This is a genomic window from Microvirga sp. ACRRW (assembly GCF_022346925.1).
GTDB lineage: Bacteria > Pseudomonadota > Alphaproteobacteria > Rhizobiales > Beijerinckiaceae > Microvirga.
Genome location: NZ_JAKRNJ010000004.1, coordinates 413,043 through 431,446, shown reverse-complemented (window position 1 = coordinate 431,446; position 18,404 = coordinate 413,043). Strand labels below are relative to the sequence as shown.

General features: G+C 62.8%; 17 protein-coding genes. 11 read left to right on the top strand and 6 right to left on the bottom strand.

What is annotated here, in order from left to right:
* Nucleotides 1–24: 24 nt before the first annotated feature.
* Nucleotides 25–486, top strand: a complete 462-nt coding sequence (locus tag MHY87_RS12180) for an Lrp/AsnC ligand binding domain-containing protein (protein WP_239352066.1) — start codon at nucleotides 25–27, stop codon at nucleotides 484–486.
* Between the two features lie 34 nt (nucleotides 487–520).
* Here MHY87_RS12180 and MHY87_RS12175 read toward each other — a convergent pair whose 3' ends face one another.
* Entirely contained in the window at nucleotides 521–1,534 is a 1,014-nt protein-coding gene (locus MHY87_RS12175; RefSeq protein ID WP_239352065.1) for a TerC family protein, read from the bottom strand.
* Between the two features lie 319 nt (nucleotides 1,535–1,853).
* Here MHY87_RS12175 and MHY87_RS12170 point away from each other — a divergent pair, with 319 nt between their 5' ends.
* The 3 genes from MHY87_RS12170 (at nucleotide 1,854) to MHY87_RS12160 (ending at nucleotide 4,623) form a co-directional block, all read left to right on the top strand.
* Entirely contained in the window at nucleotides 1,854–2,891 is a 1,038-nt protein-coding gene (locus tag MHY87_RS12170) for an ABC transporter substrate-binding protein (RefSeq protein WP_239352064.1), read from the top strand.
* A 165-nt stretch (nucleotides 2,892–3,056) separates the two neighbouring features.
* Entirely contained in the window at nucleotides 3,057–3,848 is a 792-nt protein-coding gene (locus MHY87_RS12165) for an ABC transporter ATP-binding protein (protein ID WP_255726540.1), read from the top strand.
* A 7-nt stretch (nucleotides 3,849–3,855) separates the two neighbouring features.
* Entirely contained in the window at nucleotides 3,856–4,623 is a 768-nt protein-coding gene (locus MHY87_RS12160; protein ID WP_239352063.1) for an ABC transporter permease, read from the top strand.
* 30 nt (nucleotides 4,624–4,653) lie between these two features.
* Here the strand turns inward: MHY87_RS12160 and MHY87_RS12155 are convergent, their stop codons facing one another.
* From MHY87_RS12155 to MHY87_RS12145, 3 genes are all read right to left on the bottom strand, one after another.
* Entirely contained in the window at nucleotides 4,654–5,805 is a 1,152-nt protein-coding gene (locus MHY87_RS12155) for a GTP-binding protein (RefSeq protein WP_239352061.1), read from the bottom strand.
* A gap of 4 nt (nucleotides 5,806–5,809) precedes the next feature.
* Nucleotides 5,810–6,715, bottom strand: coding sequence for a DMT family transporter (locus MHY87_RS12150; RefSeq protein ID WP_239352059.1), 906 nt, complete (start codon nucleotides 6,713–6,715; stop codon nucleotides 5,810–5,812).
* A 117-nt stretch (nucleotides 6,716–6,832) separates the two neighbouring features.
* The gene (locus MHY87_RS12145) at nucleotides 6,833–8,185 is read right to left on the bottom strand and encodes a D-alanyl-D-alanine carboxypeptidase family protein (RefSeq protein ID WP_239352057.1); all 1,353 of its coding nucleotides are present in this window, start codon (nucleotides 8,183–8,185) and stop codon (nucleotides 6,833–6,835) included.
* 292 nt (nucleotides 8,186–8,477) lie between these two features.
* On the opposite strand from MHY87_RS12145, the gene MHY87_RS12140 reads away from it, so the two are divergent.
* A complete protein-coding gene (locus MHY87_RS12140; protein ID WP_239352055.1) occupies nucleotides 8,478–9,629 on the top strand; it encodes a 2OG-Fe(II) oxygenase in 1,152 nt (383 codons plus the stop codon).
* 21 nt (nucleotides 9,630–9,650) lie between these two features.
* On the opposite strand, the gene MHY87_RS12135 is transcribed toward MHY87_RS12140, so the two are convergent.
* Nucleotides 9,651–10,229, bottom strand: coding sequence for a TIGR00730 family Rossman fold protein (locus MHY87_RS12135; protein WP_239352053.1), 579 nt, complete (start codon nucleotides 10,227–10,229; stop codon nucleotides 9,651–9,653).
* 160 nt (nucleotides 10,230–10,389) lie between these two features.
* Here MHY87_RS12135 and MHY87_RS12130 point away from each other — a divergent pair, with 160 nt between their 5' ends.
* Nucleotides 10,390–11,556, top strand: coding sequence for an acetyl-CoA acetyltransferase (locus MHY87_RS12130; RefSeq protein WP_239352051.1), 1,167 nt, complete (start codon nucleotides 10,390–10,392; stop codon nucleotides 11,554–11,556).
* 136 nt (nucleotides 11,557–11,692) lie between these two features.
* Here MHY87_RS12130 and MHY87_RS12125 read toward each other — a convergent pair whose 3' ends face one another.
* Complete coding sequence (locus tag MHY87_RS12125) at nucleotides 11,693–11,959, bottom strand: BolA family transcriptional regulator (RefSeq protein ID WP_239352049.1); 267 nt, start codon at nucleotides 11,957–11,959, stop codon at nucleotides 11,693–11,695.
* 89 nt (nucleotides 11,960–12,048) lie between these two features.
* Here MHY87_RS12125 and MHY87_RS12120 point away from each other — a divergent pair, with 89 nt between their 5' ends.
* The 5 genes from MHY87_RS12120 to MHY87_RS12100 all read left to right on the top strand — a co-directional run bounded on the left by MHY87_RS12120 (nucleotide 12,049) and on the right by MHY87_RS12100 (nucleotide 18,390).
* On the top strand, nucleotides 12,049–12,681 hold the full coding sequence (locus MHY87_RS12120; protein ID WP_239352047.1) for a J domain-containing protein: 633 nt from the start codon (nucleotides 12,049–12,051) through the stop codon (nucleotides 12,679–12,681).
* Between the two features lie 113 nt (nucleotides 12,682–12,794).
* Nucleotides 12,795–13,784, top strand: coding sequence for a cobaltochelatase subunit CobS (cobS, locus tag MHY87_RS12115; RefSeq protein WP_239352045.1), 990 nt, complete (start codon nucleotides 12,795–12,797; stop codon nucleotides 13,782–13,784).
* 99 nt (nucleotides 13,785–13,883) lie between these two features.
* A complete protein-coding gene (gene cobT / locus MHY87_RS12110) occupies nucleotides 13,884–15,782 on the top strand; it encodes a cobaltochelatase subunit CobT (RefSeq protein ID WP_239352043.1) in 1,899 nt (632 codons plus the stop codon).
* Nucleotides 15,779–16,795, top strand: coding sequence for an esterase-like activity of phytase family protein (locus MHY87_RS12105; protein ID WP_239352041.1), 1,017 nt, complete (start codon nucleotides 15,779–15,781; stop codon nucleotides 16,793–16,795). Before cobT ends, MHY87_RS12105 begins: the two co-directional genes overlap by 4 nt.
* Nucleotides 16,796–16,992: 197 nt before the next feature.
* The gene (locus MHY87_RS12100) at nucleotides 16,993–18,390 is read left to right on the top strand and encodes a circularly permuted type 2 ATP-grasp protein (protein WP_239352278.1); all 1,398 of its coding nucleotides are present in this window, start codon (nucleotides 16,993–16,995) and stop codon (nucleotides 18,388–18,390) included.
* The last annotated feature ends 14 nt before the right edge of the window (nucleotides 18,391–18,404 follow it).

Below are 18,404 nucleotides of genomic sequence, written 5' to 3'. Positions count from 1 at the left end.
TCAACAGGCTCAATAGGCGTGAAAATGACGGAGATTGACCGTACTGATCGGAAGATCCTGAAGTTCCTCCAGCAGGACGGACGGATCTCGACCGTGGACCTTGCCGAGAAGGTGGGGCTTTCGCCCACCTCCACCAGCGACCGGGTGAAGCGGCTGCAGCGGGAGGGCTACATCGCAGGCTTCGGAGCGCGGCTCGATCCGCACCGGCTCGGGCTGGAGCTGCTGGTCTTCGTCGAGGTCTCCCTCGACAAGACAACGCCGGATGTCTTCGAGAAATTCGCCGAGGCCGTGAAGCGCGCGCCGGAGGTTCTCGAATGCCACATGGTGGCGGGAGGCTTCGACTATCTCGTGAAAACGCGCGTGGCCGACATGGCGGCCTACCGCCACTTTCTCGGAGAGATTCTGCTGGCGCTGCCGGGCGTGAAGGAAACTCGCACCTATGCGGTGATGGAGGAAGTGAAAAGCGACGGGATGCTGCCGGTGTGAAAATGAAAGAGGCGGCTTTCGCCGCCTCCTTGTTTTAAGCCTCGCTGGAAATCGTGTGCTGCTCGTCCTTCGTCTTCCACAGAGAGAAGACGACACCGCCTGCGATGAGCGCGAGGGTCACGCCGAGCGAGATGGTGGGGTCGAGCTTGCCCACGAGCTGGTTCCAGAAGATCTTGCCGCCGATGAAAACGAGCACGAGCGCCAGCGCGTATTTGAGGTAGTGGAACCGGTGCACCATGGCGGCCAGCGCGAAATAGAGCGCGCGCAGACCGAGGATCGCCATGATGTTGGCCGTGTAGACCACGAAGGTGTCCGTGGTGATGGCGAAGATCGCCGGCACCGAGTCGACCGCGAAGATCAGGTCGGCGACGTTGATCACGATGAGCGACAGGAAGAGCGGCGTCGCCCAGGTGACGATCCTGCCCGTCTTCGGATCGGGCTCGCGCACGAAGAAGTGCTGTTCGTGCAGGCTGTTCGTGACCCGCATGTGCTTGCGCAGGAAGCGGACCATCGCGTTCTTGTCGATATTCGGCTCGCTCTCGGGCACGAGCAGCATCTTGATGCCGGTCGCGATCAGGAACGCGCCGAAGAGATAGAGCATCCAGGCATATTCCTGCACCAGCGCCGCACCCAGCGCGATCATGAGACCGCGCAGAACGATGACGCCGATGATGCCCCAGACGAGGGCCCGGTACTGATATTTTCGGGGGATCGCGAAATAGCTGAAGATCAGCGAGATCACAAAGACGTTATCGATGGACAGGGACTTCTCGATGAAGAAGCCCGTGAAGTAGGAGATGCCCGCATGGGTGCCGTCCTCGGTCACCAGCAGGCCAGCCTCGTAAGACCACCAGATATAAGCGCCGAACAGCACCGCGATGGTGATGTAGAACGCAGACAGGAGAAGACTCTCCTTCACGCCAAGCTCTTTGTCCTTCCTGTTCAGGACACCGAGATCGAAAGCGAGAAGAAGGGCGACAAGGCTCAAGAAAGCCGTCCACATCCAGACGGGCTTTCCCAGCCATTCCACGAAGAGGAATTCTGGCATAACCGGACCTTTGATTGCTTTAAGTTCAAGCATCGGTTCCGACATCACAGGCGCTTTCTCGCCTGCCAGAGGGGCCCGGTTACCGATGGCAATCAAGGTGGGAAGAGGGGCTTCGAGCGTCAAGGGCAGCGAAGCCGAAAATCGCAACTGCTCAATTGCGCATCAAATGGCGGCGCCGAGGGCAGCTATGCCATGGCAAGAGGCTTGACCCTGAGCGCCGATCTGATGGCATGATGAAGAACAGGGCAAAAGCCACGCAGATGGCCAAGCTGAAAGCTTCCGGGTTTCCAGGAGCAGACCAAGAACAGAGGTGATGGTGATGGTGTCAGGACGTTCGACGAAGAAGCGATGGGTCGGAGGAATGCTCGCCGGCGCGGCTTTGCTTCTCAGCTCGGCTGCCGCACAGGCTCAGACGCCGGTGCGTTTTTCCCTCGATTGGCGCTGGGAGGGTCCGGCGGCACCTTTCGCGGTGGCGCTCGACAAGGGCTATTTCAAAGCTGAAGGCCTCGACGTGACGATCGATCCGGCTGCGGGCTCCCGCGAGCCGATCTCGCGCGTGGCGTCAGGCACCTACGATGTGGGCTTCGGTGACGTGAACTCCCTCGTGCGTTTCCGTGACGAGAATCCCGGCACGGACATCAAGGCCGTGATGGTGATCTACGATCGTCCGCCCTTCGCCATCATCGGGCGCAAGAGCCGTGGTATCTCCAAAGAGGTCTCGAGCCTCGCGGACAAGAAGTTCGGCGCGCCGGCCGCTGACGGCGCTTATGCGCAATGGCCGATCTTCAAGACGGTCAACAAGATCGACGAGACGGGCATGAAGTTCGAGAACGTGGGCTTCCCCGTCCGTGAGCCGATGCTGGCGCAGGGCGAGGTCGATGCCGTGTTCGGCTTCTCCATGTCCTCCTACATCAACCTGAAATCCCGTGGCGTACCGGCGGACGACATCGTCGTGCTGCTCATGAGCGATTACGGCGTGGATCTCTACGGCAACACCATCATCGTCTCGGAAAAGTTCGCCAAGGAAAAGCCGGACGCGGTGAAGGGCCTTCTGCGCGCGATCATGAAGGGCGTGCAGGACACGGTGAAGGATCCGTCGAGCGCGGTGGATTCCGTGATCAAGCGCAACGACGTCGCCAAGAAGGACGTGGAGCTGGAGCGCCTCAAGATGGTGCTGGAGCAGAACATGATCACGCCTTGGGTGAAAGAGAACGGCTTCGGCAGCATCGACAAGGCGCGCTTCGCGAAGGCTCTGGACCAGATCGGCCTGACTTTCACCTACAAGGAGAAGCCGAGTGTCGAGAGCGTGTTCACGGAGGAGTTCCTGCCCGCCGCTGACCAGCGGAAAGTGAACTGAGGCTTCCGTTTCCTCTTTTACCCTCCCCTTGAGGGGGAGGGTCGGACGTAAGGCCGGGGTGGGGTGGAAACACGACGTTCTGCAAGGTCGCGCTACTCACCCCACCCCGCTCGCTATGCTCGCGACCCTCCCCCTCAAGGGGAGGGTGAAACCACGGAGCGCCCTTTGCCGGTTTTCGTCGACATCCATAACGTCACCCATGTTTATGCGCGCGCAGAGGATGGCGTTCCCGCTGTCCAGAATCTGACCATCCGCATCAACGAAGGCGAGTTCGCCGCCATCGTCGGACCGTCCGGTTGCGGCAAGTCCACGCTGATGAAGCTCGCGACCGGCTTGCAGTTTCCGCGCGAGGGAACGGTCATTGTCGATGGCAGGCAAGTCGGCGCACCGGTGAAGCTCGCAGGCATGGCGTTCCAGAACCCGACCATGCTGCCCTGGCGCACGACCCTCGACAACATTCTGCTGCCGCTCGAAATCGTGGAGCCTCATCGCTCGCGGTTGCGCAAGCACAAGGCGGAGTATGTGGCGAAGGCCGAGAGCCTGCTGGAGCAAGTGGGACTGAAAGGGCAGGGCCACAAATATCCCTGGCAGCTCTCCGGCGGCATGCAGCAGCGGGCCTCGCTCTGCCGTGCGCTCATTCACGAGCCGAAGCTCTTGATGCTCGACGAGCCCTTCGGCGCTCTCGACAGCTTCACTCGTGAGGAATTGTGGTGCGTGATGCGCGATCTTCACGCCGCGCAGAAAGTCACCATCATTCTCGTCACGCACGACCTGCGCGAGGCCGCCTTCCTGGCGGACCGCATCTTCTGTATGAGTGCGCGGCCCGGCCGGATTGTGGCCGAGCGGGAAGTGACGTTCCCGCGCCCGCGCGATCTCGAGATCACCTACACACCGGAATTCTCCGAACTCGTTCATGAGCTGCGCGGTCACATCGCGCAGGCGCGCAAGGCGGCTTGAGGTTCGCATGAAAACCAAGAATCAGCTCGCCCTCGCGCCTTGGGTTTTCACTGTCGGCTTCTTCCTGCTGTGGGAGCTTGCCTGCCACGTCCTGAAGATTTCCAGCTTTATTCTGCCCGCGCCTTCTACGATCCTGCTCGCGGTATGGGAATATCGGAGCCAGCTTGCCTATCACGCCCTGCACACGCTCTGGATGACGCTCGCGGGTTTCGGCCTTGCGGTGGTATTCGGGTTGCTGCTCGGCATGGTGCTCGGCTCGTCGCGGCTCATCAATGCGGGCAGCTATCCGCTGCTCGTGGGCTTCAACTCGATTCCGAAAGTGGCGGTGGTGCCGATCCTCGTGTTCTGGTTCGGCGTCGGATGGGTGCCGCCGGTGCTCACGGCGTTCCTGATCTCGTTCTTTCCCATCGTGGTGAATGTCGCGACCGGCATCGCCACGGTGGAGCCTGAGATGGAGGACGTGCTGCGCGCGCTCGGCGCTTCCAAGAAGGACATCGTGTTCAAGGTCGGCGTGCCGCGCGCCATGCCCTACTTCTTCGGCTCGCTCAAAGTGGCGATCACGCTTGCTTATGTGGGCTCCGTCATCGGCGAGCAGAATGCGTCCAATGTGGGCATCGGCAATCTGCTCACCCGCGCCTCGGCGGCCTTCGAAGTGCCGCTCGTCTGGGCCGCCCTCCTGGTGCTCGCGGTGCTCGGCGTCGTCATGTACGCGATCACGGCCTATGCGGAGCGCTCCATGACCGGTTGGGCGCAGCGCTCGCAGATGGCGGCCTAAAGCATCATCCGGAAAAGTGGGAGCCGGAGGCTAACGGCGCAACGACAGCGGATTGTCGGAAAGCGCCGCTGCGTCCGGCTGGTCGACGGCGGGATTGCCGAGGAAGGCGTTCCAGAGATTCTCCACCGTCTCGCGCTCCAGATCGTCCACGATGAAGACGATGCGGCTGCGGCGGTCCTCGCTCGGCCAGCGCGGCAAAACGGCGGGCACGTGGATCACGTGCTGCACGCCATGGATGACGACCGGATGGTCCGGATCTTCCGCGAGCGCCACGAGGCCCTTCACGCGCAACAGCTTCGCGCCCTGCGATGAGCGCAGCAGGTCGAGAAACATATCCAGCGTGCCCTGCCGGATCGGCTTGTCGCTGGTGAGGCAGAAGGCGCGGATGCGCTCGTCGTGGCGGTTCACGTCATGGTGGTGATGATGGTGGCCGTGATCGTGATGATCGTGGTGATGATGCGCATGCTGATGCGCGTGGCTTGCGTGCTCGGCCTTCTCCACCGCTTCCGTCTTCAGCCATTCGCCCACATCGGCGATCTTGCCGTCGAGGCCGAAGAGGCCGCCTGCGATGATGTCTTCGACAGGCGCGCCCGCATTGAGGATCGCTGCGCCCGGATTGAGCTGGCGCAGTCTCTCCTGCAACTGCGAGACGCTCGATCCATCCTGAACGAGATCGGCTTTCGTGATGACGATCCGTTCTGCGACGGCGGCCTGCTTCACGGCCTCCCGGTGCGCATCGAGAGTTTGAGCGCCGTTCACCGCATCGATCACCGTCACCACGCCTTCCACCGCGTAGCGCATAGACAGATACGGATGGTAGAGCACGGCATGGAGAATGGGGGCGGGATCCGCGAGGCCCGTGGTCTCGATGATCACGCGCTTGAAGGGAATGATGCGGTTGTTGTCGCGCTTGCGCAGGAGGTCTTCCAGGGTCGCGATGAGATCGCCGCGCACGGTGCAGCACAGGCAGCCGGCGGACAGAAGCACCATGTTGTCGTCGATCTTCTCCACCAGCAGGTGATCGAGGCCGATCTCACCGAACTCGTTGATGATCACGACCGTGTCCTGCAGGGCCGGATCTTTCAGCATCCGGTTCAGCAGGGTGGTCTTTCCGGCGCCGAGAAAGCCGGTGAGGATCGTTAGCGGGATCGGTGCGGGGGGAGTCATGGGGGCATGGGTCATGGCGTTAATCCGCGATCGGAACCAGAGGAGCGTCCTTCAGGCTACGCTGCTCCAAGAGAACGTTGGTGATGATGGCGGCGAGCACAAGGGCGCCGCCCGCGATCTGAACAGGCGAAAGGGCCTCGCTCAGGATGAGCGCCGAGGCCAGGGAGGCGACCACGGGCTCCGTGCAATAGATGATGCCGGCAGCAACCGCTGTGATGCGCCCGAGCGCCAGGAACTGCAGCACGAAACCGGCAATGTATCCGCCGATGGTCATGGCGACGGCGAAGGGCGCAAGAGCCAGGATCGAAGGGGGCGCGAGCTGCCCGGTAACGAGGCTGATGAGGAGGGAGGTCGGCAGGACGATCAGGTGGATCCAGAACACCTTCGCCACCACACCCGTCTTGTTGCAGCGGGCCGCGATGAAGAACTGGATGGCGGTGGCGACGCTGGCGCCGAAGGCGAGCGCCAGGCCGCGCCAGTCGAGACCGGAGAAGGCCGGTCCCACCACCAGACAAACGCCCAAGGTCGCGATGACGACGACGCCGATGAGCGCGGGCGTCAGCGGCGTCTTCTCCACGAAGGGACTCGCCAGAACGATGAGGATGGGGAAGGTGTAGAACACCACCACGGCCACCGTCACCGGAATGAAGGCGACGGAAGACAGATAGCAGATGCCGACGAAGGCGGTGGATATGCCCAGCATGAGCATCTTGCCCCGCTCCTCTCGCGCCATGGCGAGCGAACGTCGCGCGGCGACGGCGACGATGGCCACGAGCGCGAGCATCAGAAGCACCCGGTACACCACGATGGCCGAGCCGCTGGCGCCGACAAAGGATGCCATGCGCGCAAAGACGATGTTGACGCCGTAGAGGCTTGCGGAGCCGATGGCGAAGAGAAGGCCCGTGGAGTGTGAAGAGCGCGTCATGTCAAGATCGTGGTTCGCGAGATGGCCACCGTTCGCGCGGATCAAGGGGGAATGCAAGAGGCGTAAAAAGCAAAACGCCCGGCACGGGGCCGGGCGTGAATGAAACATTGAGGAGGCTCAGTTCGCCGTCGCTTTGGCCTTAGAGGAGGCTTCCGCCTTCTGGTCCTTCTTCGCGGCGGGCTTCTGGGCATTGGCCTTCTGGCCCGTTACCGGCTTCACGGTGACGCTCACACGGCCCTTCGACTTGGCCTTGCCGTCGTCATCCGCCTCTGCGGTCTCGTCCGCGTCCTTGGCTGCGGCCTGCTTGCCGCCCTTCTTCTTGGCGGCGGTCGCCTTCTTCTTGTTCAGGCGGGCCTGTTCGGCGGCTTCCTCGGCTGCGGCCTGAGCGGCGAGCTCGGCCTCAGAAGGCGGGTTCAGGCCGATCCAGACGCGCTCCGGCTGCACGGCGGTGCGGGGGCCGAGCACCGTGCGCACGGGCTTCTGCGTCTCGCCGGCGAAGGCCATGACCTCGGACGAGAAGAGGTTCGGAACTGTCGAGTTCTCTTCGGCCACCACAGGAGCGTCCTCTTCCTGGGGCATCGGGCCACGGCGGTCGCAGATCACCGAACGCATGTCCGGCGGGGCGGTGCTGGCCGAGGCGGGCAGGGCGGCGAGTTCGGGATTCGTGAAATTCACCTTGCTGTTGAAGCCACGGTCGAACAGCTCGGCCGCCTTCATCGTGCGCTCGTTCGCGGAGGGAGCGCCGAGCACCACCGTGACCAGGTGGCGGCCATTGCGGGTAGCGCTCGCCACCACGTTGAAGCCCGCCGAGCAGATGAAGCCGGTCTTCATGCCGTCCGCGCCCGGATAGCGGCCGATGAGGCCGTTGGTGTTGCGCATGATCCGGCGGCCGAATTGCACCGCGCCGATGTGGAACAGATCCTGCTGATCGGGAAATTCCTTCAGCAAGGCGCGGGCCAGCAGCGCCATGTCGCGGGCGGTGGTCTGGTTGCGCTCGTCGGGAAGCCCGTGCGGGTTGGCGAAGTGACTGCTCGTCATGCCGAGATGCTGGGCATGGGCATTCATGAGCGCGGCGAAGCCGTCGATGGAGCCGCCGATGTTTTCGGCAATCGTCGCGGCCACGTCGTTGGCCGACTTCACCATCATGATCTTGAGGGCATTGTCGAGACGAATCTGGGTGCCGGGCTTGAAGCCCATCTTGGACGGCGGCAGCGCAGCGGCCACGTCGCTCACCGTGAGCAGTGTGTCCATGCTCATCTGGCCGGAGCGCACCTTGTCGAGGGCGACATAGGCGGTCATCAGCTTCGTGATGGAGGCCGGGTACCATGGGTCGGTCGCCCGTTCCGCATGCAGAACGCGACCGGATTCAACCTCGACAACAAGAGCGGGGCCACCGGCGGCCAGAGCCTGCCCGCCTGCGAGAGCGGCAACGACAAAGGCTGTCAGGCGTAGGGCACGGCTAACGTTCATACGGAACGACTCCTTGACTTGTACTAACGGTCGGAGAGGGGACAAAAGGAGCCCCGCTTGCCAGCTGGGCTATATTTTTAATCCCAAACCTTAGCTTTGGCTAGGTAAGGGTAGTGCATCACAACCCGCATCGCCCTTTGTAGCGAACTCCGTGGCAAGAGAGTGGCAATAGCAACTCTTCCTCCAAGAACTGCGAAGCGCGGCCATTGTTTCGCGGGCATCCGTATATTGTCGCTGCGGCAGGAGAATGCTATCACGAAATATAGTTTCGTTTTATGCATGGATCGACCTGATGACAGCTGCTGAGACCGCCTCCGTGAAGCCCGCCTACCGCGCCCTTCAGATCGGCGATCCGGCGCCGTGGTTCGCCCAGAACAGCACCAGCAATCCGCAGTTCCATTTCGAGACGGTGGCGGGGCGCTATCTCGTCCTGTGCTTCTACGGCACCGGAAGCGACGAGATCGGCCGCGAGGCTCTCAAGGCGTTTCAGGAGACGCACCGCACGCTCTTCGACGACGACAAGATCGCCATTTTCGGCGTGAGTTCCGATCCGTCCGACCAATCCTCGGAACGGGCAAAGCAGATCATTCCGGGCATCCGGCATTTCTGGGATTTCGATGGACGCGTCGGACGCCTCTATGGAGCTCTCCCCGGCAATGTCGAGCCGGGTCAGAATCGGATTCCCATCCGCCGGTTCTGGATGGTGTTCAACCCGACCTTGCGCGTGCGCGCCATCTTCCCTTTCAAGGAAGACGGCAGCGATCGCGAGGAGGTGATGGCGTATTTGCGCGCCCTGCCGCCGGTCGACCGATTCGCCGGTTTCGAGATTCCCGCTCCCATCATCATCGTTCCGGATGTGTTCGAGCCCGGTTTCTGCCGCCATCTGATTTCTCTCTACGAGCAGAACGGCGGCGAGGAATCCGGCTACATGCGGGAGGTCGACGGGAAGACGGTTGCCGCGCACGACCGCAACCACAAGAGCCGTAAGGATTTCACCGTTACCGATCCCGAGCTGATCAGGCAGCTGCAGCAGCGCATCATCCGCCGCATCAATCCCGAGATCGAGCGCGTGCATTTCTTTACGCCGACCCGCATGGAGCGCTACATCGTCTCCTGCTACGCGGCGGAAGACGGAGGGCATTTCCGTCCGCATCGCGACAACACCACCAAGGGCACGGCCCATCGCCGCTTCGCGGTGTCGATCAATCTCAACGACGAGTTCGAGGGCGGCGAAGTGAGCTTCCCCGAATACGGATCGCGCAGCTACAAGGCACCGCTTGGCGGAGCCGTGGTGTTCTCGACGCCGCTTCTGCACGCGGTGTCGAAAGTAACATCAGGCCGCCGCTACGCCTTCCTGCCCTTCCTCTACGATGAGGCCGCCGCCAAGGTTCGCGAGGCGAACAACGCGCATCTCGGCGAGGGCGTGGGCGCTTACAAGGCCTAAAGCATTTTTCGGCGAGATGGATCAGCGCTCTCCGGCCTTGATCCATTTCTCGACCTTCGGCGGCTCGTAGGCCCTGATCGCATCGATCAGGGCAGCAGGCTCGTCCTTCACGATCAGCATGGCGCGGTGGATGGATTTCACGAAGCCGCGCTCCACCACGTCGTCGAGAAAGTCCGCGAGCTTGTCATAGAAGCCCGCCACGTTGAGCAGGGCGCAGGGCTTCTTGTGATAGCCGAGCTGCGCCCAGGTCCAAACCTCGAACAGCTCCTCGAAGGTGCCGAGACCGCCCGGCAAGGCGATGAAGCCGTCCGAGAGTTCCGCCATCAGTGCCTTGCGCTCATGCATGGAGCCGACCACGCGCAAATCGCTCAAGCCCGTATGCGCAATTTCCTTGTCCACGAGCGCCTGCGGCATCACGCCGATCACATGGCCGCCATTCGTCAGCACCGCATCCGCCACCGCGCCCATGAGGCCGACGGAGGCGCCGCCATAGACAAGCTCGATACCGTTTTTCGCCAAGGCCTCACCGAGCAGGCGGGCAGTTTCGAGATAGACGGGATCCTGGCCCGCGCTGGAGCCGCAGAAGACGCAAAGACGCATGGGGCGTGTCCGATGATTCGTTTGAAGCGTCCATGGAGTCTGAAGCCGCGGGAAATACAAGAGGCTGAGGTGCGGGTCATCTACGACCAAGGCTGGCTTGCCGAAAGCCCGGAACCATTCCACCTTATGCGCAACACGTGAGTTTCATGAGGAGACACCCATGACTGCCTGCATCGTCGGCTGGGCGCATACCCCCTTCGGCAAGCTCGACGCGGAAAGCGTCGAGAGCCTTATCGTCCGTGTCGCCAATGAGGCGCTGGAACATGCGGGCATCGGCGCGGAGGATGTGGACGAGGTCATGCTCGGCCATTTCAACGGCGGCTTCTCGGCTCAGGAGTTCACGGCCTCGCTGGTGTTCCAGGCCAACGACAAGTTCCGCTTCAAGCCGGCGACGCGCGTGGAGAATGCCTGTGCCACCGGCTCCGCCGCCGTGCATCAGGCGATCAAGACCATCGAGGCCAAGCGCGCGAAAACCGTGCTTGTGGTCGGCGTCGAGCAGATGACCCGCACGCCGGGGCCTGAGATCGGCAACATTCTGCTCAAGGCTTCTTATCTGCCTGAGGATGGCGAAACGCAGGGCGGATTCGCGGGCGTGTTCGGCAAGATCGCGGGCCAGTATTTTCAGCGTTACGGCGACCAGTCGGATGCGCTGGCGCTGATCGCGGCCAAGAACCACAAGAACGGCGTCGACAACCCTTACGCACAGATGCGCAAGGATCTCGGCTTCGATTTCTGCCGTGCGGAGAGCGAGAAGAATCCGTTCGTCGCGGGGCCGTTGAAGCGCACGGATTGCTCGCTGGTTTCCGATGGTGCTGCGGCTCTCGTGATCGCGGACACCGAAACCGCGCTTCGCATGCGCCGCGCCGTGGCGTTCCGCGCCACCGCCCATGCGCAGGATTTCCTGCCCATGTCGAAACGCGACATCGTTCAGTTCGAGGGTTGCGAGGAAGCGTGGCGGCGGGCGCTCGCGCAGGCCGGCATTCAGCTCTCCGATCTCTCCTTCGTGGAGACCCACGATTGCTTCACCATTGCCGAGCTGATCGAATACGAGGCCATGGGCCTCACGCCGCGCGGGCAGGGTGCGATCGCGGTCAAGGAAGGCTGGGTGAACCGCGACGGCAAACTGCCGGTCAATCCCTCCGGCGGCTTGAAGGCGAAGGGCCATCCCATCGGCGCGACGGGCGTGTCCATGCACGCGCTCTCCGCCATGCAGCTGTGTGAGGAAGCGGGCGGCATTCAGGTCAGGAACCCGAAGCTTGGCGGCATCTTCAACATGGGTGGCGCGGCGGTCGCCAACTACGTGAGCGTGCTCGAGCGGATCAAATGACAAAGCACTTTGTGCTTTGTCATCCCCGGCGGTCCGTAGGACCGGGAAGGGGATCCATAGCGCAGCGCTTGTTCGTGGATTCCCTTCCCCTCCGATGGCTGCGCCATCTCCGGCCGGGAATGACACAGAGCGGAACTCACTCCCCCGGCGCCTTGGCCTGAACGGCCAGGGCGTGCAGGCCTCTGTCGAAAGCCTCCTTCAGCACCTCATTGACGAGGCGGTGTCGGTCGACGCGGCTCTTGCCGGTGAAGGCCTCAGATACGATATAGACTCTGAAGTGAGTTTCTCCCCCTTCCCGCCAGCCGCCGTGACCGCGATGCTGTTCCGACTCGTCCGTGACGGTCAGTTGGGACGGGTGCAGGCGCTCCTGCAGAGTTTGCGTGATCCAACGGTTAAGGGTCATGCGGTTTGTAAAACCTTTTTGAACGGGTCTGCGGCGAAAAGCGCTTAAGCCTTGGCTCAGGGCCTCATGCCCTTCATAATGTTTGAATCATGGATCTCAACTCGCCTCTTTTCGACCGTATCCGGATCAAGTCTTCCGCCGATGAGCCGCGGGAGACCAAAGGACCTGCCTGCGAGCATCCCGGCTGCAAGGCTACGGGTGAATTCCGTGCGCCGAAAGGCCGGGACCGGGAGGGCCAGTACTGGCGCTTCTGCCTGGAGCACGTGCGCGAGTACAACGCCTCCTACAACTATTTCACCGGCATGTCTGATTCGGCGGTCGCGGCCTATCAGAAGGATGCGATCATCGGCCATCGCCCCACCTGGGCCATGGGCGTGAATACATCCGGCAAGGCCGAGGGCGAGAGCAAGGCCCAGGAGCCCCGCGACTGGTCCTATTTCGATCCCTTGGGGGTTCTGAACGGCGAGGATTTCACCCAGGCCCGGAGCCGCCGGGCCGCCGCGCCTGAGCCGAAGCGCCCCCGCTATACGGGCGCGGTCCGCCGTGCCCTGGACATTCTTGGGCTCGACGAGACCGCCGACGGACCGGCCATCAAGGCCCAGTACAAGTCCCTGGTGAAGCGGTTCCATCCGGACGCCAATGGCGGCGACCGCTCCTTCGAGGAGCGCCTGCGCGACATCATCAAGGCGCATGACGCCCTCAAAAGCGCCGGTCTGTGCTGAAGCCCCGCTGTTTCATGCAGCCCTCTTAAGCGTTTAGGAAATTGCACCGCACCGCCATGGGGTTTAAGAAGCCCTGGCAAATCTTTGAAACAACAGTCCGACGAGAGGCCCTTATGACGGCACAAACCGATACAACGACCCGCCTGCCGGATATGAAAGTGTCCGTGCGACAGGTCTTCGGCATCGACTCGGATCTGGAAGTTCCGGCCTTTTCCCAGGCGGAAGAGCATGTGCCCGACCTCGATCCCGATTATCTGTTCGACCGGGAGACGACGCTGGCGATCCTCGCGGGCTTCGCGCGCAACCGCCGCGTGATGATCACGGGTTATCACGGTACCGGCAAGTCGACCCATATCGAGCAGGTGGCCGCCCGCCTCAACTGGCCCTGCGTGCGCGTGAACCTGGACAGCCACGTATCGCGTATCGATCTCGTCGGTAAGGACGCCATCGTGCTTAAAGAAGGCAAGCAGGTCACCGCCTTCCAGGACGGCATTCTCCCCTGGGCCCTCCAGAACAACGTCGCCCTCGTGTTCGACGAATACGATGCAGGCCGTCCGGATGTGATGTTCGTGATCCAGCGCGTGCTGGAGCAGTCGGGCAAGCTCACGCTGCTCGACCAGAAGCGCGTGATCCGTCCTCACCCCGCCTTCCGCCTGTTCGCCACCGCCAACACGGTGGGCCTCGGCGACACGTCGGGCCTCTATCACGGCACGCAGCAGATCAACCAGGGCCAGATGGACCGCTGGTCCATCGTGACCACGCTGAATTACCTGCCGCACGACAAGGAAGTGGACATCGTCCTCTCCAAGGCGAAGCATTATCAGGACAGCTCGGAAGGGCGCGACATCGTCAACAAGATGGTGCGTGTGGCCGATCTCACCCGCTCGGCTTTCATGAACGGCGATCTCTCCACCGTCATGAGCCCGCGCACGGTGATCACCTGGGCCGAGAACGCCGAGATCTTCGGCGACACGGGCTTCGCCTTCCGCGTCACCTTCCTCAACAAGTGCGACGAGCTGGAACGCGCGCTGGTCGCCGAGTTCTACCAGCGCTCCTTCGGTAAGGAACTGCCGGAAAGCGCCGTGAACATGGTGCTCTCGTAAGGCGTCATCCCGGACGCGCTGTGCGCGATCTGGGATCGTTTGGGAGCTTCGCCGGTTGTCGGCGCAGCTCCAACCGCGATGACGGATTGAAGGAACGCGATGTCCATCTCGAACCGCAAGCCAGGTGAGAAGAAGGAAGCGCCGGCGGAGCCGCTGAAGCGCTCCATCGCCGGCGCCATGAAGGCCATCGCCCGCAAGCCCGATCTGGAAGTGGCCTTCGCCTCCGACCGTCCGGTGCTCATGGGCCAGGACAAAGCCCGCCTGCCGGAGCCGCCGCGCAAGCTCACGTCGAACGATGTGGCGATCCTGCGCGGCAATGCGGATTCCATGGCGCTGCGGCTTGCCTGCCACGACGTTTCTCTCCATCGCCGCCTCGCTCCCGACGGCCAGGCTGCCCGCGCCGTGTTCGATGCGGTCGAGCAGGCGCGTGTGGAATCCATCGGCTCGCGCCGCATGGCGGGCATCTCGTCCAACATTTCCGCGATGCTGGAGGACCGCTATCATCGCGGCGGCAAGTACGAAGAGATCACGGACCGCGCCGATGCGCCCATCGAGGATGCGCTGGCGCTCATGGTGCGCGAGCGCCTGACCGGTGAGAAGCCGCCGCATGCGGCCGAAAAGGTCGTCGATCTCTGGCGCGATTTCATCGAGGATCGCGCGGGCAAGGATCTCGACGGGCTGTTGAAGAATATCGACAGCCAGCGCGAATTCGCGCGCGGCATCCGCGAGATGCTCTCCTCCCTCGACATGGCCGACGATGCGGCCCTTGAGCAGAACGAGGACGAGAACGAGGAAGACAACGAGTCCGAGCAGCAGGAGCAGCAGGGCGAGGGCGAATCCGAGCAGGAGAGCCAAGGCGACCGCGCCGAAATGGAGGTCAGCGAGGATTCGAGCGACGAGATGGAGGATGGCGCGACGGAAGAATCCGACGGGCCTTCCGGTGAGATGCCCGAGGAAGCGGAAGAAGCCGATTCCGAAGAAGCCGGCGAATCCTGGCGTCCGCCGTCCCGCGCCAACGAGAATCGTGGTCCCGATTACAAATCCTATACGTCCAAATTCGATGAGATCATCCATGCGGAGGATCTCTGCGACGCGGATGAGCTGACGCGCCTGCGCGCCTATCTCGACAAGCAGCTCGCGCATTTGCAGGGCGTGGTGGGCCGCCTCGCCAATCGTCTGCAGCGCCGCCTCATGGCGCAGCAGAACCGCTCGTGGGAATTCGACCTGGAAGAAGGAACGCTCGATCCGGTGCGCCTGCCGCGCATCATCATGGATCCGTTCCAGCCGTTGAGCTTCAAGCAGGAGCAGGACACCAATTTCCGCGACACGGTGGTGACGCTGCTCCTCGACAATTCGGGCTCCATGCGCGGACGCCCGATCACGGTGGCCGCCACCTGTGCCGATATTCTCGCGCGCACGCTTGAGCGCTGCGGCGTGAAGGTCGAGATCCTCGGCTTCACCACGCGTGCGTGGAAGGGCGGACAGGCCCGCGAGAACTGGCTGCAGAACGGCAAGCCCGCCAATCCCGGTCGCCTCAACGATCTGCGCCACATCATCTACAAGTCGGCGGATGCGCCCTGGCGGCGCGCCCGTAAAAACTTGGGCCTGATGATGCGCGAGGGCCTGCTGAAAGAGAACATCGACGGCGAGGCGCTCGACTGGGCGCACAAGCGCCTGCTCGGACGCCCCGAGCAGCGCCGCATCCTGATGGTGATCTCGGACGGTGCGCCGGTGGACGATTCAACGCTCTCGGTCAATCCCGGCAATTATCTCGAACGGCACCTGCGCTACATCATCGAGGAGATCGAGACGCGCTCGCCGGTCGAACTCATCGCCATCGGCATCGGCCATGACGTGACGCGCTATTACCGCCGCGCCGTGACCATCGTTGATGCGGAAGAACTCGGTGGCGTGATGACCGAAAAGCTCGCGGAGCTGTTCGAGGAGAATGCGCAACCGTCGCGCGGGGCAGCACCCCGTCGCCGGGCGCACGCGTGAGGCTTCTCTCCCGCAGAAATCTGCTCATCGGCGGCGGTGCGATCACTGCTGCCGGCATTGCAGGCGTTGCGGGAGGTGCGCTTGCACAGCGCCCGCAGGCGTTTCGCAATGCCACGCCGATCAGAGTTTCCGCGCAACCGATCAGTCATCTCTCCAACACCGATCCGGATCGCACGAAGTTCGGCTCGCTGTTCTTCCGTTCAGGCTTAAGCCTCAAATCCGATGTCTCCGCCTTCGGCGGCTTCTCCGGCCTCTGGCGTTCGCCAAGAGGACAGGAGATCGTGACGCTTGCCGACAATGCACAAGTGCTGCAAGCACGCATCGAGACGTCGGACGGACGCCTGTCGGGGCTGTCGGACGCGGTGATGTCGCCTCTGTTGCTGAGCAGCGGTACGCCTGCGCGACGCACCCGCTACTACGACACGGAAAGCCTCGCGATCTCCGGCAGCACGGCCTTCGTCGGCGTCGAGCGCAATCACGCCGTCATCCGGTTCGAACGCAGCCGCGAAGGGGCGCTCGTTCAGGGCGTTCCGATTGCCGTGCCGGACGCGCTCAAGGATCTGTCGAGCAATGGCGGCATCGAGGCGCTTGCCCTGGCGCCGCAGCGCTCAAACCTTGCCGGTGCGCTCATCGGCATCGCGGAAAGCGGCCAGGGCTTCATCCTGACCGGTTCGCGCCAGGGCCTGTTCGATGTCGTGCGCCGCGGCGGCTATGACGTGACGGATCTCGCGTTCCTCGATTCCGGCGATGCGATCCTGCTGGAGCGCCGCTTCTCCTTGTTCGGCGGCTTCGGGTGCCGTCTCCGCCGTGTAGCCGGCACGGCGATCAGGCCGGGCGCGCGGGTGGATGGCGAGGTGATCTACGAGAGCGAGGCCTCGCACCAGATGGACAACATGGAAGGGATCGCCATTCACCGGGAAGGGGCGGAGAATGTCATCTCGCTGATCTCCGACAACAACTTCAACACGAACCTGCAGCGGACTCTGTTGCTGGAATTCGCCCTTGCCGAGTGACGCATAGTCACCTGCCTTCTGTTTGAGCAATTGCGCTTTTTCTCAGCTCCGCTGCCCCTTCTTCGCTTTAAGTAGCCCTTGCCGTCCTTTGATTTAGGCAACTAACCTTCTGAAGGCGGGCAAGGCGCACATGATTGCGCCACTTGCCCAAAGGGGAGGCGGCAAACCCTGTGACGGCGCAAGCGATCTTCGACGAGATGAAAGGCCATGGGGCTGAGAGCCGCGAGGCCTACAGGGTGCTGCAGGAATGGCTGGCATCTGCGCCGCCGCACCTGCTGGAGCATCGCCGCGAGGAGGCTGAACTCTTTTTCCGCCGGGTCGGCATCACCTTTGCCGTTTACGGCACCACGGAAGCCGAGGAGCGGCTGATCCCGTTCGACATCATTCCGCGCATTCTCTCCGGCTCCGAATGGGCGCATCTCTCGCGCGGGCTGGAGCAGCGCGTCAAGGCGCTCAACCTTTTCCTGAAAGACATCTACGGCCCGCGCGAAATCCTGCGCGCTGGCATCATTCCGCCCGAGCTCGTCTATCTCAATCCTGCCTACCGTCCACAGATGCACGGGCTGTCGCTCAACAGCGACATCTATGTGCAGATAGCGGGCGTCGACATCGTGCGTGTCGACGACAAGGACTTTTACGTTCTCGAAGACAATCTGCGCACGCCCTCCGGCGTCTCCTACATGCTGGAGAACCGAGAGGTGATGATGCGCCTCTTTCCCGATCTTGTGGCGAAGCAGCGCATCCGGCCTATCGAGAACTACGTGAACGAGCTTCTGGGCACACTGAAATCCGTTGCACCGTCCAGCAGCCCTTGGGAGCCGACGGTGGTGCTGCTCACGCCGGGGTCGCTGAACTCCGCTTATTACGAACACAGCTTCCTGGCTGACCGCATGGGCGTCGAGCTGGTGGAGGGGCGCGATCTCTTCGTGCGCGACGAGGTGGTCTATATGCGCACGACGGAGGGGCCAAAGCGCGTCGATGTGATCTACAGCCGCATCGACGACGATTTCCTCGATCCGCTCGTGTTCCGTCCTGATTCCGCGCTCGGCGTGCCGGGGCTGATCGCGGCTTATCGCGCGGGCAATGTCGCTATCGCCAATGCACCGGGCACGGGCGTTGCCGACGACAAGGCCATGTATTCTTACGTGCCTGACATCGTGCGCTTCTACATGGGCGAGGAGCCGATCCTGAAGAACGTGCCAACCTATCGCTGTCGCGAGAAGGAGGCCTTGTCTTACGTGGTCGATCATTTGCACGAGCTGGTGGTGAAAGAGGTCAATGGATCGGGCGGCTACGGCATGCTCGTCGGTCCGCATGCGACGCAAGAAGCGCGCGAGCATTTCCGCGCGCGCATTCTCGCGGCACCCGACAACTACATCGCACAGCCGACGCTCGCGCTCTCGACGAGCCCCATCTTCACCGAGAAAGGGCTTGCTCCGCGCCATGTGGATCTGCGCCCCTTCGTCTTGAGCGGTCGCGACGGCGTGCGGCTCGTGCCGGGTGGCTTGACCCGCGTTGCGCTCACCGAGGGCTCGCTGGTGGTGAATTCGAGCCAGGGCGGCGGTACGAAAGACACCTGGGTATTGAGCGAATGAGCAGGGAGCTGTTG

What these genes read in the sequence shown, in the direction of transcription:
- MHY87_RS12180 (WP_239352066.1), top strand. Translation starts at nt 25, where the DNA reads ATGACGGAGATTGACCGTACTGATCGGAAGATCCTGAAGTTCCTCCAG.
- MHY87_RS12175 (WP_239352065.1), bottom strand. Translation starts at nt 1,534, where the DNA reads ATGCCAGAATTCCTCTTCGTGGAATGGCTGGGAAAGCCCGTCTGGATG.
- MHY87_RS12170 (WP_239352064.1), top strand. Translation starts at nt 1,854, where the DNA reads ATGGTGTCAGGACGTTCGACGAAGAAGCGATGGGTCGGAGGAATGCTC.
- MHY87_RS12160 (WP_239352063.1), top strand. Translation starts at nt 3,856, where the DNA reads ATGAAAACCAAGAATCAGCTCGCCCTCGCGCCTTGGGTTTTCACTGTC.
- MHY87_RS12155 (WP_239352061.1), bottom strand. Translation starts at nt 5,805, where the DNA reads ATGACCCATGCCCCCATGACTCCCCCCGCACCGATCCCGCTAACGATC.
- MHY87_RS12150 (WP_239352059.1), bottom strand. Translation starts at nt 6,715, where the DNA reads ATGACGCGCTCTTCACACTCCACGGGCCTTCTCTTCGCCATCGGCTCC.
- MHY87_RS12145 (WP_239352057.1), bottom strand. Translation starts at nt 8,185, where the DNA reads ATGAACGTTAGCCGTGCCCTACGCCTGACAGCCTTTGTCGTTGCCGCT.
- MHY87_RS12140 (WP_239352055.1), top strand. Translation starts at nt 8,478, where the DNA reads ATGACAGCTGCTGAGACCGCCTCCGTGAAGCCCGCCTACCGCGCCCTT.
- MHY87_RS12135 (WP_239352053.1), bottom strand. Translation starts at nt 10,229, where the DNA reads ATGCGTCTTTGCGTCTTCTGCGGCTCCAGCGCGGGCCAGGATCCCGTC.
- MHY87_RS12130 (WP_239352051.1), top strand. Translation starts at nt 10,390, where the DNA reads ATGACTGCCTGCATCGTCGGCTGGGCGCATACCCCCTTCGGCAAGCTC.
- MHY87_RS12125 (WP_239352049.1), bottom strand. Translation starts at nt 11,959, where the DNA reads ATGACCCTTAACCGTTGGATCACGCAAACTCTGCAGGAGCGCCTGCAC.
- MHY87_RS12120 (WP_239352047.1), top strand. Translation starts at nt 12,049, where the DNA reads ATGGATCTCAACTCGCCTCTTTTCGACCGTATCCGGATCAAGTCTTCC.
- cobS (WP_239352045.1), top strand. Translation starts at nt 12,795, where the DNA reads ATGACGGCACAAACCGATACAACGACCCGCCTGCCGGATATGAAAGTG.
- cobT (WP_239352043.1), top strand. Translation starts at nt 13,884, where the DNA reads ATGTCCATCTCGAACCGCAAGCCAGGTGAGAAGAAGGAAGCGCCGGCG.
- MHY87_RS12100 (WP_239352278.1), top strand. Translation starts at nt 16,993, where the DNA reads ATGAAAGGCCATGGGGCTGAGAGCCGCGAGGCCTACAGGGTGCTGCAG.